This is a genomic window from Micromonospora sp. NPDC049580, from assembly GCF_040675595.1.
Classification (GTDB): Bacteria; Actinomycetota; Actinomycetes; order Mycobacteriales; family Micromonosporaceae; genus Micromonospora.
In genome coordinates, this window is record NZ_JBFAPG010000019.1 from 16,020 (window position 1) to 30,218 (window position 14,199).

A 14,199-nucleotide genomic window follows, 5' to 3' on the forward strand; every position below is an offset into this window, starting at 1 on the left:
TGTTCAGACCTCCTGCTTCGCCGGCTTGTCGAGGGTCTCGTCGGGGTCGACAGCCCTTTCCTGCTCTGGGCGGACAGCCACCTCTTCGTCCGGGCCGACAGCGTCCGCTGCGGGCTCGCCGCGCCCGAAGCCGAGCAGGGCCGAGGCGACCGCGAAGGTGACGGCGGCGGCGATCACGACGCCGAGAATGACCCCGAAGTGGCCGCCCTTGGGAGTGACCGCGAGGTAGGCGAAGATGCTGCCCGGCGAGGGGGTGGCGACCAGGCCCGCACCGGTGATCACGAAGGTGCCGACGCCGGCCGCGCCCCCGGCGATCATGGCGAGGATCAGCTTCGGCTTCATCAGCACGTACGGGAAGTAGATCTCGTGGATGCCGCCGAGGAACTGCACGATGATCGCGGCCGGAGCGCTGGGGCGCAGCGCGCGGGGGCCGAAGAGCATGAAGGCGAGCAGCAGACCGAGGCCGGGGCCGGGGTTCGACTCGATCATGAACAGGATCGACTTGCCCTTGTCGGCGGCCTCGGCGATGCCCAGCGGGCCGAATACGCCGTGGTTGATGGCGTTGTTGAGGAAGAGCACCTTGGCGGGTTCGACGAGCACCGAGGTCAGCGGCAGCAGGTCCTTGCCGACGAGCCAGTCGACGCCTGCGCCGGCCTGCTTGGTGAGCCATTCGACCACCGGGCCGATGCCGTAGACGCCGCCGATGGCCATCGCGGCGCCGATGATGCCGGCGCTGAAGTTGTCGACAAGCATCTCGAAGCCGGGGCGGATCCTGTTCTCGACCAGGCTGTCGAACAGCTTGAGGAGATAGGCCGTGAGCGGCCCAATGATCATCGCGCCGAGGATCATCGGCACGTCCGCGCCGACGACGAGGCCCATGGTCGCCACCGCGCCCACGACGGCACCGCGCTGGCCGTGGACCAGCCGGCCGCCGGTGTAGCCGATGAGCACCGGTAGCAGGATGCTGATGATCGGGCCGACCAGTTCCGCCAGGGTCTTGTTGGGCAGCCAGCCGGTCGGAATGAACAGTGCGGTGATCAGGCCCCAGGCGATGAACGCGCCGATGTTGGGCATGACCATCGCGGCCAGGTAGCCGCCGAGGCGTTGCACGGTGGCTTTGGGGCCCTGGCCCTTTACTTCTGGTGTGTAGGAAGAGGAGGTCACGGGGGTATCTCCTTCATGAGGGGCGGTCCAGACAGCCGCAGGGGGAAGAAGGTCGTCCGGCTAGGTGTGGATGGTGACGTCGTGGCGGAACAGATCCGCCGGCCCGGGCATCCGGCTGCCGGGCAGGCTCACCGCGGCGGCGCCCCAGGCCAGGCCCTCAGCGAGGGCGGCGGCACCCTGCGCCCCCGCAGCGAGGAACCCGGCGAGCAGCGCATCGCCGGCACCGACGGTGCTACGGGGCCGGGCGACCGGACAGGTGCCGGTGCGGACCCCTTCGGCGTTGACCAGGACAGCGCCGTCAGCGCCGAGGCTGGCCACGACGGTGCCGGCTCCCCATGCCCGCAGGCACTGAGCGGCATCGACCACATCGCCGAGGTCCTTCAGCGGGGTGCCGACCACTTCGGCCAGTTCGTCGCGGTTGGGCTTGAGCAGGGTCGCCCCAGCCAGAGCGGCCTCGCGCAGGGCAGGACCGCTGGTATCGACGGCGACCCTGACGCCGGCAGCGCGCAGCTTCCGGCACAACTGAGCGTAAGCGTCGGCGGGCAGGCCGGGCGGGACGCTGCCGCACAGCACGGCCCAGTCGGCACCGCTGGCGCGGGCGAGCACACGGTCGATCACCTCGTCGAACTCGGCGCGGCACATGGCCGGGCCAGGCTCGTTGATTTTGGTGACCGTGCCGTCGGGCTCGGCCAGGGTGATGTTGGAACGGGTCCGTCCGGAGATCGACACGGCGAGGACCTCCACACCCTCCGCCTGGAGTAGGCGGATGAGCTGATTGCCCTCGTCACCGCCGGACGGCAACACCGCTACCGACGGCACCCCGTTGGCCAGCAGTGCACGGGATACGTTGACGCCCTTGCCGCCGGGGTCAAGGTGAGCTGTGGCAGCCCGGATGACCTCGCCCCGGGTGAGTGAGTCGACCTCCACGGCCCGGTCGAGGCTGGGGTTGAGGGTGACGGTGACGATCATGCGCGTACCACCCGGACATTCGCGGACTCCAGGTCACCGACCAGGTCGACGTCGGCACGGCTGTCGGTGATGAGCAGGTCGACGTCGGCCAGCTCAGCGAACCGGGCGAAGTAATCGTTGCCGAGCTTGGTGTGATCGGCGACCACCACCGTGCGGCGGGCCGCACGAACCATCGCCCGCTTCACCGCAGCCTCGGACGGGTCCGGGGTGGTCAGCCCGCGCTCGACCGAGATGCCGTTGGTCCCGACGAACGCGACGTCGACGTAGAGGTCCGCCAACGGCGACAGCGCCCAGTCGTCGACGGTCGCCAGGGTCTTCCCGCGGACCCGTCCACCCAGCAGCAGGACGTTGAGGTTGGCATAGGTACCGAGGGTCGTGGCGATGACCGGCGAGTTGACCACGACGGTCAGCTCTCGGTCCACCGGCAGCAGCTGGGCCAGCCGGGCGGTCGTGGTGCCGGCGTCGAGGATGATCGCGCCCTCCTCCGGCACCTCGCTCAGGGCGAGCTTGGCGATGCGCTCCTTCTCCTCGATCAGCACCGCGTCACGCGCCGCCAGCGCGGGCTCGAACCCGAGCCGTTCGACCGGAATAGCTCCACCGTGGACTCGACGCAGCACCCCGGCCCGCTCCAGGATGGTGAGATCGCGGCGGATGGTCTCCGACGTCACGTTGAGCCCGTCGGCCAAGCCCGCCACCTCGACCCGGCCCATCTCTCGGGCGATGCGGAGGATCTCCTGCTGTCGTTCTTCGGCGTACATGTTGTTGTTTCACCGCCGTTTCGTTTTGCTTGTGCTTTGTTTACGCCCGACTTTAGGGGAAGTCAAGAGACGGACCACAGAAAGCCACACCGGTCGGCACCTGGCAGGACGAGCGGGACCTAGCTTGATCTTTAACCGTGCTCACGCGGCGTCGACCCTCGGCTGCGTGGCAGGCGCTGCCGCCTGCGAGCGCGCCCGTAGCTCCAACCCGATCCGCACCGATACGCCAGTAGGGTCATCGGGGCGGCTGCGGCCGCCCCAGCCCACGAGCAACTCAAGCCTCTCCGCGGGGCTCCGCATATGTGGACGTCGCCGTGCGCGTTGTCAGCAGCAAAGCCGCGCATTCCGGCCCTGCCGAAGCGGTGGAGCGTGAAGCGCGATTAGGGTCTGCGGATGCGGGATGACATCGTTCTGCGGCTGGACCGCGCAACCGCCGAAGATCTGTACGTCACGCTGCACGAGGCCGGAGAGCACATTGCGGCTGGCGCAGCCATCACTCCGCCCACCGCCGAGGAGACCGAGCGGCTGGGCACCCTCCTGCGGGACCTGGGCCACGCACTTGGCCGTCGCTGTTCTCCATACTGCGAGCACCTCTAGTTGGTGGAGAGTCGCCCGTATTCAGCCAACATCACACCCACGGCCACCTGGCTCGAGGTCGCGGTCTGGGTGGCGTACGCGGCCGGTGTGCTGTTCCTGTAACTCCGCCCGGCCCGGCCGCGGACGGCTATGGAGCCACCGGCCGACGAAGCATCCCGCCGGCAACCAGTTCCAGAGTGAGCCCGACGACGATCGCCTCCGCCGCCAGCAACGCGATCAGCACCAGCAGCTGAGTGGCGCCGGCCTGCACGGCGGAGCCACCGCCGAGCAGCACTCCGACGAAAGCACCGGGCAGCGTGACCAGACCCACGGTCCGGGTCTGGTCCAGGGCCTGACCGGCGACAGGCCGGCACACCTCGAGCGCGGCCTCGCGAGGCAGGAAGCCGAGCGCCAACGCCGCCTCGTACTCGCCCTTCCGATCCCGTAACTCATTGGAGTCCGACGGCCAGACAGCGACGTCGCGGTCATCGCGCCGCCGATCAGGATGCCGGCGATCGGCAGGACCGCCACCTCGGTCAGCGGCATCGTTCCGGCCCCGACGATCAGCGCGCCGACCGGCAGCGCCCCGGCCGTGATCGGGATGATCGCGAGCCACCCGAGCCGGAACGTGCTCACCCTGCGGGCCGCGGTGACGCCGGCGACCAGCAGCATCACCGCGAGGAACCCGGCAGTGGCCCACCAGGAACGCAGCACGGCGGCGATCAGCAACGAGACGACCACCAGCTGCAGGATCGCCCGGAGCGACGCCGTCACGCCCCCACGGCTTTCCCCGAGCCGGGCGACCAGCGCCACCAGCACGACGGGCCAGCGTGGGTCCGGCGGAGATCGTTCCCTGATTCACCAGAGCACCCACGCATTGAGAGAAGAGGCGGGCTCTACGTTCTGGTGCGCTTGCCTGTTCGTGGCCGCGAGCGCGAGCCCGAACCGCGCGGCGGCCACCACTTCGAGGACCGCCACACCGCCGATGATTGCCCCAGCGACGATGTCCCTCGGATAGTGCACGCCGACCCAGATCCGGGCGAAGCCGATCGCCAGCGCCGCGACGGCCCGCACGACACCCCAGCGGCGGCCCAGGAACGCGTACACGCCGAACGCCAGCGTAAACGCCGCCGTTGCGTGATCGCTGGGCAGCGAGACACCGGGGTCGTGCGCGATGAGCTGGTGCACCTGATGGCTCTGGAACGGCCGCCCCTGGGCGCTGATGTGTGAGAGCACGACGGCGAACCCGAACGCCAGAACGAGCGCGGCGCCGAGCTGGACCACCGGGCGGATCCGACGGTCGAGCAGGGCCCGGCCCCCGAGCACGGCGGCGACCGCGAAACCCGGATAGATCAACCAGGTCGCGGCGAACTCCATCACGTCGTCTACGCTGTCGGCCCGACCCGCGGCGCCGTTGATCAGTTCGACGAGCTGATAGTTCACGCTGGTCAATCTCCCTGGGTGGCGCATTTAAGAGGTGCTGAAAGCCGTGGGCCGGCCCATCCCAGCGGGGGCACTGAGATGGGCCGGCGGCCTGGGTCGGCGTGGAGTCACACGCCGTCGAATTGGTTCAGGGTGGTGGTGAGGGCCCGCAGGTTGGCGGAGCAGTCGGCTGGGCTCGGCTGTCCGGCTCGCAGCGAGGTCAGGACGGCATCGATTTCGCTGTCGAGCCTGTGCCAACTCGCCGGATCGCGGGGTTTGAGGCCGGCCTCGGCGTCGTCCCAGCGCACCTCCAGGTCCTTGGCGCGGGTCCGGCCACCCGCGAGGTCGTTACGGGCAACCATGGCCTGCATGTCGCCGGCGATCCTGGCGAAGCCGGTCAGGTCTCCCAGGCGGGTAGTGGGGTGCACCGGCTGGGCGGCAGCCTGCGTCGCCCCGTCGGGCTGAGCGACGGTGACGGTCTGCGCGTCCGTGCTGCCTGCCCCCGGGCGGAGGGCGCTGAGGCCGAAGCCGGCGATAACGACAGCCGCGACACCGGCGGCCGCCCAGGCGTAGTCCGGGCGGCGTCCGCCGAGCGGACCGTCACCCTTGGCCGCCACCCCGTGCCGATTGGCCAGCACCTGCTCCCGGCCAACCAGCACCAGGATGACCGCGAAGAACAGCAGGCTGGTCGCGCTGGCGCCCAGGTCGAGGCCACCGAAGTCCTTGGACTGGGTCAGCAGGTCGCCCAGGGACGCGCCGAGCGGGCGGGTGAGGACGTACGCGATCCAGAACGTCAGCACGGTGGAAGCGCCGGCGCGGTTGCCGATCCAGGTGAGCAGGATGAGGCCGCCGAAGATCAGTGTGCCGTTGCGGAAGCCCAGGCTGAGCGCCTCGGTGGCCAGGTCGCCGGCCGCGGTGCCGAGTGCGAACGTGGTGAGGATCGCGGCCCAGTAGAAGCCCTCGCGCCGCGGTGTGTCGATCGAGGTGATCGCCAGAGTGCGCTCCTGGCGATACCAGATCATGAAGACCACGGCCAGGATGACCGAGAAGACCGCGGTGCTGACGTACAGGCTGACGCCGAGGGTGTCGGTGAAGAAGTCGGTGATCTGGGTGCCGACGATGCTGACGAGCACCACGCACAGCCAGTAGATCCACGGGGTGTACTTGCGCGTACGGAACTGCACGGTGAGCGCGGCGGCGAGCACGGCGATCATCACCGCGGTGGTGACGAGCGGGCCGAGCCCCACGTTGACGGAGAGGTAGTCGGCGAACGTCTCCCCGATCGTGGTCGACAGGACTTTGATGACCCAGAACGTGGCGGTGATCGCCGGCACCTTGGTCAGCCAGCCCCGCGAACGCGTTGCCAGGTACTCCATGGAAACTCCAGTCGACGCTCGGACGACCGCGATCGGCGGCCGGTGACGTCGACCAAGGTGCGGCATGCGGCCTGAAAACTTGCTGAAGACCACGACGGGCGGATATCCGGGGGAAAGGCTAATTTTCGGGGTGAGCAGGTTGCTGGTGGTGGAGGACGACACCGGACCATGCCCTGGGCGTTTCCGATCGACCGTCGGCCGTTCATTCTGATCACGGACCTCATGGGCCTCGCGAGGAGAGCCCGGGAGCGAGCGGTGTACCGACGGGTCAAGGAAGAGAAGGGAAAGCCGGCGGAGCCAGCGCAGCCGTGGGAGAGGGCCGCAGTAGAGCTTGACGCCCAGTTGTGGGCGTCGCTGTACCGCCCCGGCGTGGACGCGCTGGCGTTGGCACGCCGAGTCGTCGAGGTTCAGGCAGCTCATGCCGGACGTCCAGCTGGGCCCGTCAATTCAGCCTGGCAGAGCGACTACCGTCGACACGTGCTCGATCCCACGATCATCTTCGACACCTCCGGTCCGTTGGAAAACCCGCTCACCGACGAGCTTCTGCGTGAGGTGCAGGCGCAGCTCGGACACAAGCTACCCGCTGCGTACGTCGACCTGGCCCGGCGCCACAACGGCGGGGTGCTGGCCCGGGACGCCCACCCCTCGCCCAGCCGGACCTCCTGGTCGGCAGGCCACGTGGCGGTGTACACACTGGCGGCGATCGGTCACACCGCCTCCTTCAGCCTGTGCGGCGAACTCGGGAACGCGTTCTGGATGACGGAGTGGGCCTACCCCGACATCGGCGTCTACATCGCCGACTGCCCCTCAGCGGGCCACGACATGATCGCTCTCGACTACCGACCCCCCGGCGAGCCGACGGTCGTACACGTCGACCAGGAGTGGGACTACCAGATCACCGTCATCGCCCCCGACTTCGAGACGTTCCTGGGCGGCCTCGTCGACGCGGCCGAGTTCGACGGAGACGACTGACCGCGCGTCACCGGCCTTCCATCCCGAGTGCCGCCCACCACCTGACGATTGAGCAGGTCACGGGCGGGGTAGTGCCCGTTCTCGCGGAAGATCAAGCGGCGGCCGTCCCCGGTCCGCTGGGCGGAAGGGGTATCACCGGTGCGGACGTGGGGGCGCGACGCCGTCGCGCGGTTGCGGGGCGACGGGATGACCGTGGTCGAGCTGACCGCCGCCGCGGTGGTCGCCTGGATCGTGGCAGCGGTGGTGATCCGTCACCCGGACCCGTTCTACGCCCCGACCGCCGCGCTCGTCGTGCTCGGTGAGTCCCGCGGTCGACGGCTGCGGCAGACCGTCGAGATCCTGCTCGCCGTGGCCGCCGCCGTGCTCGTCGCGGAGCTGCTGGTGTACGCGCTGGGCCCGGGCACCGGCACGGTCCTGCTGGTGCTGGTACTGACCACCACGACGCTCGTGGTGATCGGTGCCCGCCGTGCCCTGGTCGTGCAGGCCACCGTCTCGGCCATGTACCTGGTCGTGGTCGCCGCACCGCACGGGACGCTGATGCCGTTCCGCTTCGTCGACGCGCTCATCGGCGGCGCGGTCGCGTTGGCCGCCAGCCAGCTGATGGCCGCCCGCGACCCGCTGGCGCCGCTGGTGGCCCAGGCTCGGTGCAGCTACACCGACCTGGCCGACCTGCTCGATGAGGTGAACGCGGCGCTGCAGGGCTGCGACGAGGATGCCGCCCGCGCCGCGCTGGACCAAGCCCGGCAGGTGGACGACTGCGTCGCCCAGCTGCAGACCGCCGTGCTCGCCACCGGTGAGACGCTGCGGCTGGGGCTGCGCCGCCGGCACCTGGGCAAGCTCGCCGACGTGGAAGGGACGCTGCGGCAGCTCGACTACGCCGCCCGCAACATCCGGGTGCTGGCCCGGGCCGCTGTGACCCTGACCCGCCGGCACACCGCCACACCGCCGGAGCTGGCCGCCGCGATTGGCGCGCTGACCGCCGCCGTACGGTCGGCCGGGGAGGCGCTGGCCAGCGACCTGAGCGGCGCCGACGCCGACCGGCATGCGCAGCGGGCCGACGCGGTGGCCCTGGAAGCGGTCCGGATCGCCGCGGGCCTGCTGCGGTCCGATCCGCCGCTGCCGGTCACCATGATCGTCGGACAGATCCGGGCGACCGCCATCGACCTGCTGCGCGGCGTCGGCCACGACGACATGACGGTGCTGGACCGGGTGGACGAGGCGCTCGGCCTGAGCCGGGCTTGACGCCTGTCGTCCGGCCGGAGACAACGATTCGCGCCACAACGTGATGCCGCGTCACAGCGTCCGGCGCCACCGCCTGGCGGCGACCGACGACGGCGTGGCGTTGCCCGACTCCACGTTCTCGCTGTTCGCGAACGATCGTCCGGGTATGCGTCGGGGGTTACGCTGACCCGGTGGCGAGGGACAAGTGGGCCCAGTGGCTCCTTGCCCGCCGGGACGGCAACAGCGCGGGCCTGCGCGCCCGTAACGCCCTGGATCTGGCGGCGTTCCGTGATGGCGTCCTTGAGGGAGCCGGGCTGGTGGCCGACGACGTGGTCCTCGACGTGGGCTGCGGGACGGGACTGATCGCGTTCGGCGCGCTGGATCGGCTCGGCCCGGACGGCCGAGTCATCTTCAGCGATGTCTCACCGGATGTGCTCGACGAGTGCCGGCGCACCGCCGGTGGCGACGAGCGGTGCAACTTTGTGGTCGCGCCGGCCGATGACCTCGCCGGAATCGCTGACGCCTCTGTCGACGTCGTGACCACTCGCTCGGTGCTCATCTACTCCGACCGCAAGACCGCCGCCTTCGCGGAGTTCTTCCGGGTCCTGCGGCCGGGCGGACGGATGTCCCTGTTCGAGCCCATCAACGGCTTCGCGGAGCGGCTCCGGCCCGATGATCTGTTCGGCTTGGGCAACTCGCCCGTCAACGACCTGATCGCCAAGGTCAGCGACGTCTACCGGAGCACCACCGCGGAAACCACCCGACCGATGATGGACTTCGACGAGCGTGACCTGGTCGACTGGGCAGTATCCGCCGGCTTCGAGGCGGTGGAGCTGAGCTACCGCGCCCAGGTCGACGTGCCCGCCGACCCGATCGGGGACTGGGAGGCACTCAAGCGAGTGGCACCCAACCCCCTGGTCCCCACGTACGGCGAAGCGATCGCCGCCGCCCTGACCGACGACGATCGCGAGCGTCTCGACACATACATGACCGCCCTGGCCGCGGCCGGTACGCCGACGCGGCGCACGATGGCCACGGTGTTCCTTCGCGCACGGCGTCCACACGGGTACCGCTGAGGACGTACCGCGTCGCCCCGCATTCACTGACCCGACGGACACACGTCTTGCGCTGGCCCGGTCGTCCTCAGCAGGACCACCGCCTCGCCCCCTTCAACCATCGCGAGCCCGAGCTGCAATCGCGCTGATTGCGACAGGCACGGAGGCCTGTCAGTCGCGACGGCCGTCGGTCAGGTGGAGGTGACGTAGTCCCGGACCAAAGGCGGCGACATGCTCCGCTGTGCCGTGGTGCGCGGCGGCCCCTGCCGAGCCGCCCCTGGCGGGCATCGGGGAGGTCCGCACACTCGGCCAGCAGCCGACTCCTCAGTGCATCCGTCTGCTCCCCAGCCTGCTCCCCTAATATTGGCACGCCACCGCCGGCAGCCGTCAGCGAGCACGGTCAACTTGATCAGCGCCTGACGCCCTTGGGTCGGGCCGGCCTCCTGCTTCGAGGTGCCATCGCGACGCCGCGCAGGCTGAGGTGAGCGCGTCGGCCTCGTCTCGGGCGGCGTCCTGGTTCGGCAAAGCAGCTTGGAGGACCTCCTCCTTGATCTCACTGGCCGCGCCCCCTATCGACCGACGCGCGGGACGCGACCCGTTTGTCCGGCACGGCAATGGGTACCCGCCGGTCCAGCCGACAGGACGATTGGCAGAGGTGGGGCGTGAGCATGGCGGAGGACGAGCAGTACGAGCGGGGTCTTGAGGCGCTGCGACAGGCCGACGGCGGCGCCGCGCAAAGACTCCTGGAAGCCCTCGCCGACGTCTCGCCCGAGCTCAGCCGTCGCTCCGTCGCCTGGTCCTACGGGGATCTCTACGTCCGGCCCCAGCTCGCGCGCCGGGACCGGGAGCTGCTCACCCTCGGCATTCTGACCGGCCTCGGTGATGCCGGGGCCCAGCTAGAAGTGCACGTCAACGGGGCACTCAACGCGGGCCTGACGCCGTCGGAGATAGTCGAGGCGCTGCTGCAGGCGGTGGTCTACTGCGGCGTGCCGCGGGCCGTCAACGCCACGCTCGTCGCCAAGAAGGTCTTCGCAGAGCGCAACCTGCTACCTGTCCCGGCAAGCCCCACCCCGGCCGGCTGACCTCGCCGTCGTCGCTCACGCGTCGCCGACACAGCTGATAGCGCCCGCTCACGTCGCCCGGTCTGCTGCCGGCCCGAGGCGACGGTGCCGCGCCCGAACGGCGGCACCAGGGGCTGCCTTAATCTCGCTTAGCACCATCGTGAACTGCTTCGGCTTTTCGAGGGCCTGACCGGGGCACGACGAAGGCAGCGGCGTCGCCGCTCCGAGCGGTAGGAGCGGAGCGTCGGCCGCTCACGCCGATCGGTAGGCGCTCAGCGAGCAAACAGCGGGCTGCGCCGTCGACGATGAGACGTGGTAGCAGTACCTGAACATCGAGAACCTCAACATGCTCAACTGGCCATGTGGTCAGCGCCCGGTCTCGAATGACGGAACTACGGCGAACCCCATCAAGCTGACCCGCAACGCTCCACATCGATCTACAGCATGCCTACAAACGTAGCCTTACAACTCCTAATGAAAATGATGTTGTGGGGCGGTTTCGTGCGTGGCATCGCTTGATCAGCTCCGAGGCATCCCACCATGCGGACTGTTGACGATGAGCGGCACGCTGTCTGGTGCCAGGAAATGGGGACCCTCGAAGTACTCCAGGTGAACGTGGCCGCCGTCGTCCATGCTGGCTACATCGCGTAGCAGGTCGGCGAGGAGCGACCGGCTTTCCGCGCCACCGTGGATGCCGAGATAGCTGCGATCGTCGACACCAATAACGACGGGGCCCTGCGTCACTTCGATGAGCACACCCCGTAGATGCCGAGGGTGAGCGGACGGCGCAAGGCTCAGCTCGCCTCCGCTTGCTACCAGGTCAGCGAGGTGACAAAGGTCTGCCCGGCCACTCGCGACGTCGACGCCTTCGGCGGCAGAATAGTAGTCAAGCTTCACCCCGCAACCGTAGGCTGCCGCGCCTATCTAGTGCCTTGACCACGAACGTTCACGGTGTTGGATGTCGTCGTGATGGCTGACCGGAGGCGGTTGAGCGCCTCCGCGCGCACACCGGCCAGAACCGGCTCGCCGGTCAGCACGGCGGGCCGCACGGGGACCTCGCGCGGCATCGGTGTTGTCGCCGAGCGGATGCTACCGATCAGGGCAGGGCCCCACGAACCGCCAACAACGATCTCCTGCGGGTCGGCAAGCGCGACCACGGCGGCGACGACACCGGCAACGGCCTGGCCGATGAGCTCCCGCGTCGCGGGGTCGCTGTCGAGGAGCCGCTCGACGTCGATCGCGGTCGAGCCGTCGCGGCGCAGACCCAGCTCGCCGAAGACCTCGATCAACCGGACCGCGCGACCACCCGGCCCGACGGTCAGCAGGTGGGCGATCTCACCGGTCAGGCCGGTATGCCCGCGGCGGACCTCGCCGTCGCTGACGATCGCACAGCCCAGCCCTTCACCCAAGTAGAGGTAAGCGAAGTCGCGGGCGGTGTTCCGCTCGGCCAGCGCCGCCCAGTTCACGTCGTTGTCGACGACGACCGGGCCGCCCGCGTGCGGCGCGAGGACGGCGACCGGGTCGAGGTCACCGACCAGGAAAGGTGAGTCGGGCAGCTGCACCAGGCGGCCGGTGGCGCGATCTACCGGGTCAGCCGCGCTGACGACGGCCAGCCGGGCCGGCCGGCCGGCTGCGGCGAGAACCTCGACGGTCGCGGCGGCCAGCGCATCGGCAGCCTGGCTCGGGCGGGCCGGCCGGTCGATCGGCCGGACCGCGCGCGACACCGTGTCACCGTAGATGTCCAGGCACTCCGCCACGACACCCTCCGGAGCGATGACGACGGCCAGCGCCACGCCCACCGCCGGCGCGAGCGCGTAGTACGAGCCCACCCGACCGCGACCGCGACCACCCGGGGTGCGCTCACCTGTGTCGGCCACCAGGCCGCGTTCGGTCAGCCGGCGCACGCTCTCCCCCGCGGTCGGCTTGGAGATGCCGATCTCGACGGCCAGCTCGGCGCGAGTAAGTCGACGGTGCTGCATCAACGCGCGAAGCACGTGCTCGTCGGTGAGCGACCGGACGATCTCCTGCGACGGCAAGGTGGGCTCCACGCCAACATTCTAGTCAGGGCTATTGCCTAGAAGAGGCTCGACCCAGTAAAGTCTTTCAAGTAATGGGGGCTAACTAGAAGGAGACGCCGTGTCGACCAGCACCACACTGCCGCACTGGGAGCAGACCCCCGCCGACCTCAAAGCGGCCACCCGGGAGATCAAGGCCGCGCTGCGCGCCCGGATCGAGGCCTCCGGGCGTACGGTCGATGAGGTTTTCGCCGTCGTCGAACAGCGGGTCCAGGCCGCCGTCGATGACATCAACGCCGCCCGCCGTCGCGGCGAGAGCGTCTGGCCGGTCATCGACTACGCCGACATCGCGAACTGCACCGTCACCGCCGGGCAACTCGACCTGCTGCGCCGCCGCGGCTGCCTGGTCGTGCGTGGCCACTTCGACCGCGACCAGGCCCTCGCGTGGGACCAGGACATCGTCGACTACGTCGAGAGCAACAACTTCTTCGAGAACTACCGCGGCCCCGGCGACGACTTCTTCGGCAGCGTCGGCTCCAAGCCCGAGATCTACCCGATCTACTGGTCGCCCGCACAGATGCAGGCCCGCCAGAGCGACCGGATGGCGGCCGTCCAGGCCTTCCTCAACAGCCAGTGGAAGTCGGAGTCTGACGGCGTGCAGTGGTTCGACCCGAACAGGGATTCGCTCTACCCCGACCGCATCCGCCGCCGCCCCGAGGGCGCCGACTCCGCCGGCCTAGGCACCCACCTCGACCCCGGCACCCTGGACCTGTGGATGACCAGGGCCTACCAGCAGGCGTTCCGGCACCTGTTCGACGGCAGCGTCGAACAGTACGACCCGTGGGACGCCGCGCACCGCACCGACGGCCCGCAGTACCCCGGCACCACCATGTGCTCGGCATTCCGCACCTTCCAGGGCTGGACCGCCCTGTCTGACATGGCCCACGACCAGGGCGTGCTGCACACCGTGCCGATTCCCGAGGCTATGGCGTACCTGATGCTGCGCCCACTGCTGTCTGACGTCCCCGACGACGACATGTGTGGCGTCACCGTCAACCAGGTCTTCCCGGCTGGCCACAAGTGGCACGCTCCGCTCATGGAGGCACTGGCCGGCATCCCCGACGTGCAGGCCGGTGACTCGGTCTGGTGGCACGCCGACATGATCCATAGTGTCGCGCCGGTCGAGTCGCAGAAGGGCTGGGGCAACGTCATGTACATCCCCGCCGCACCGTGGTGCCCCCGCAACGAGAAGTACGCCGCCAACGTCCGCGAGGCGTTCCTCAGCGGATCGAGCCCTTCGGACTTCCCCGCCGAGGACTACGAGCGCGAATGGCCCAACCGCTTCCAGCCCGAAGACCTCAACGAAACCGGCCGCCGCGGCCTCGGAATCGCCTAGACATCCACGAACGCTGCACGACTCTTTCCGGCCCCTGCCTTACCGAGACACAACGACTGAGCGGATAACGGTGTCGGCGAAGACGGCCGGTCGCCTTTCTCAGCGGTAGGCGTGACCTGCTTATGGCTTCCCGCGATCTGCGCCGTTGATCAGCATCCGGACCCACAACGAGGATGGAGGCGTCAGCGGGCCCGCCGGCGGTTCAAAATCCCAT

14 protein-coding genes and 1 pseudogene are annotated in these 14,199 nt (G+C 69.4%); 6 read left to right on the forward strand and 9 right to left on the reverse strand.

Features of this window, described 5'->3' with window-relative positions:
* Positions 1-3 precede the first annotated feature (3 nt).
* The 3 genes from AB0J68_RS03395 to AB0J68_RS03405 are packed head-to-tail and all read right to left on the reverse strand — an operon-like array spanning position 4 to position 2,891.
* Positions 4-1,164 carry a PTS mannitol transporter subunit IICB gene (locus AB0J68_RS03395; protein ID WP_354855659.1) on the reverse strand — a complete coding sequence of 387 codons (1,161 nt, stop codon included), beginning with the start codon at positions 1,162-1,164 and terminating at the stop codon, positions 4-6.
* Between the two features lie 60 nt (positions 1,165-1,224).
* Positions 1,225-2,133: a 1-phosphofructokinase gene (pfkB, locus tag AB0J68_RS03400; RefSeq protein WP_355065909.1), complete on the reverse strand. Its 909-nt coding sequence runs from the start codon at positions 2,131-2,133 to the stop codon at positions 1,225-1,227.
* Positions 2,130-2,891 carry a DeoR/GlpR family DNA-binding transcription regulator gene (locus tag AB0J68_RS03405; RefSeq protein WP_354855661.1) on the reverse strand — a complete coding sequence of 254 codons (762 nt, stop codon included), beginning with the start codon at positions 2,889-2,891 and terminating at the stop codon, positions 2,130-2,132. Before AB0J68_RS03405 ends, pfkB begins: the two co-directional genes overlap by 4 nt.
* 393 nt (positions 2,892-3,284) lie before the next feature.
* On the opposite strand from AB0J68_RS03405, the gene AB0J68_RS03410 reads away from it, so the two are divergent.
* Positions 3,285-3,488, forward strand: a complete 204-nt coding sequence (locus AB0J68_RS03410; protein WP_355136548.1) for a hypothetical protein — start codon at positions 3,285-3,287, stop codon at positions 3,486-3,488.
* 127 nt (positions 3,489-3,615) lie between these two features.
* Here the strand turns inward: AB0J68_RS03410 and AB0J68_RS03415 are convergent, their stop codons facing one another.
* From AB0J68_RS03415 to AB0J68_RS03430, 4 genes and pseudogenes are all read right to left on the reverse strand, one after another.
* Positions 3,616-4,083: an ABC transporter permease gene (locus AB0J68_RS03415; protein ID WP_363935879.1), complete on the reverse strand. Its 468-nt coding sequence runs from the start codon at positions 4,081-4,083 to the stop codon at positions 3,616-3,618.
* A pseudogene (locus tag AB0J68_RS03420) lies at positions 3,984-4,286 on the reverse strand (ABC transporter permease); the annotation flags it as partial. The gene AB0J68_RS03415 and the pseudogene AB0J68_RS03420, both read right to left, overlap by 100 nt.
* Positions 4,287-4,325: 39 nt before the next feature.
* Positions 4,326-4,910, reverse strand: coding sequence for a phosphatase PAP2 family protein (locus tag AB0J68_RS03425; RefSeq protein ID WP_363935866.1), 585 nt, complete (start codon positions 4,908-4,910; stop codon positions 4,326-4,328).
* Between the two features lie 107 nt (positions 4,911-5,017).
* A complete protein-coding gene (locus AB0J68_RS03430; protein ID WP_363935869.1) occupies positions 5,018-6,265 on the reverse strand; it encodes a hypothetical protein in 1,248 nt (415 codons plus the stop codon).
* A 477-nt stretch (positions 6,266-6,742) separates the two neighbouring features.
* On the opposite strand from AB0J68_RS03430, the gene AB0J68_RS03435 reads away from it, so the two are divergent.
* The 4 genes from AB0J68_RS03435 (at position 6,743) to AB0J68_RS03450 (ending at position 10,595) form a co-directional block, all read left to right on the forward strand.
* Entirely contained in the window at positions 6,743-7,237 is a 495-nt protein-coding gene (locus AB0J68_RS03435; RefSeq protein ID WP_363935871.1) for an SMI1/KNR4 family protein, read from the forward strand.
* 138 nt (positions 7,238-7,375) lie between these two features.
* Positions 7,376-8,479, forward strand: coding sequence for an FUSC family protein (locus AB0J68_RS03440; protein ID WP_363935873.1), 1,104 nt, complete (start codon positions 7,376-7,378; stop codon positions 8,477-8,479).
* Positions 8,480-8,649: 170 nt separating this feature from the next.
* On the forward strand, positions 8,650-9,534 hold the full coding sequence (locus tag AB0J68_RS03445; protein ID WP_355065897.1) for a class I SAM-dependent methyltransferase: 885 nt from the start codon (positions 8,650-8,652) through the stop codon (positions 9,532-9,534).
* A gap of 647 nt (positions 9,535-10,181) precedes the next feature.
* Complete coding sequence (locus AB0J68_RS03450; protein WP_354855690.1) at positions 10,182-10,595, forward strand: carboxymuconolactone decarboxylase family protein; 414 nt, start codon at positions 10,182-10,184, stop codon at positions 10,593-10,595.
* Positions 10,596-11,093: 498 nt separating this feature from the next.
* Here the strand turns inward: AB0J68_RS03450 and AB0J68_RS03455 are convergent, their stop codons facing one another.
* Positions 11,094-11,471: a hypothetical protein gene (locus AB0J68_RS03455; RefSeq protein WP_363935876.1), complete on the reverse strand. Its 378-nt coding sequence runs from the start codon at positions 11,469-11,471 to the stop codon at positions 11,094-11,096.
* Between the two features lie 23 nt (positions 11,472-11,494).
* The gene (locus AB0J68_RS03460) at positions 11,495-12,622 is read right to left on the reverse strand and encodes an ROK family transcriptional regulator (protein ID WP_354855668.1); all 1,128 of its coding nucleotides are present in this window, start codon (positions 12,620-12,622) and stop codon (positions 11,495-11,497) included.
* 88 nt (positions 12,623-12,710) lie between these two features.
* Here AB0J68_RS03460 and AB0J68_RS03465 point away from each other — a divergent pair, with 88 nt between their 5' ends.
* Positions 12,711-13,985 carry a DUF1479 domain-containing protein gene (locus AB0J68_RS03465; RefSeq protein ID WP_354855669.1) on the forward strand — a complete coding sequence of 425 codons (1,275 nt, stop codon included), beginning with the start codon at positions 12,711-12,713 and terminating at the stop codon, positions 13,983-13,985.
* Positions 13,986-14,199 lie beyond the last annotated feature (214 nt).

What these genes read in the sequence shown, in the direction of transcription:
- pfkB (WP_355065909.1), bottom strand. Translation starts at nt 2,133, where the DNA reads ATGATCGTCACCGTCACCCTCAACCCCAGCCTCGACCGGGCCGTGGAG.
- AB0J68_RS03405 (WP_354855661.1), bottom strand. Translation starts at nt 2,891, where the DNA reads ATGTACGCCGAAGAACGACAGCAGGAGATCCTCCGCATCGCCCGAGAG.
- AB0J68_RS03410 (WP_355136548.1), top strand. Translation starts at nt 3,285, where the DNA reads ATGCGGGATGACATCGTTCTGCGGCTGGACCGCGCAACCGCCGAAGAT.
- AB0J68_RS03430 (WP_363935869.1), bottom strand. Translation starts at nt 6,265, where the DNA reads ATGGAGTACCTGGCAACGCGTTCGCGGGGCTGGCTGACCAAGGTGCCG.
- AB0J68_RS03450 (WP_354855690.1), top strand. Translation starts at nt 10,182, where the DNA reads ATGGCGGAGGACGAGCAGTACGAGCGGGGTCTTGAGGCGCTGCGACAG.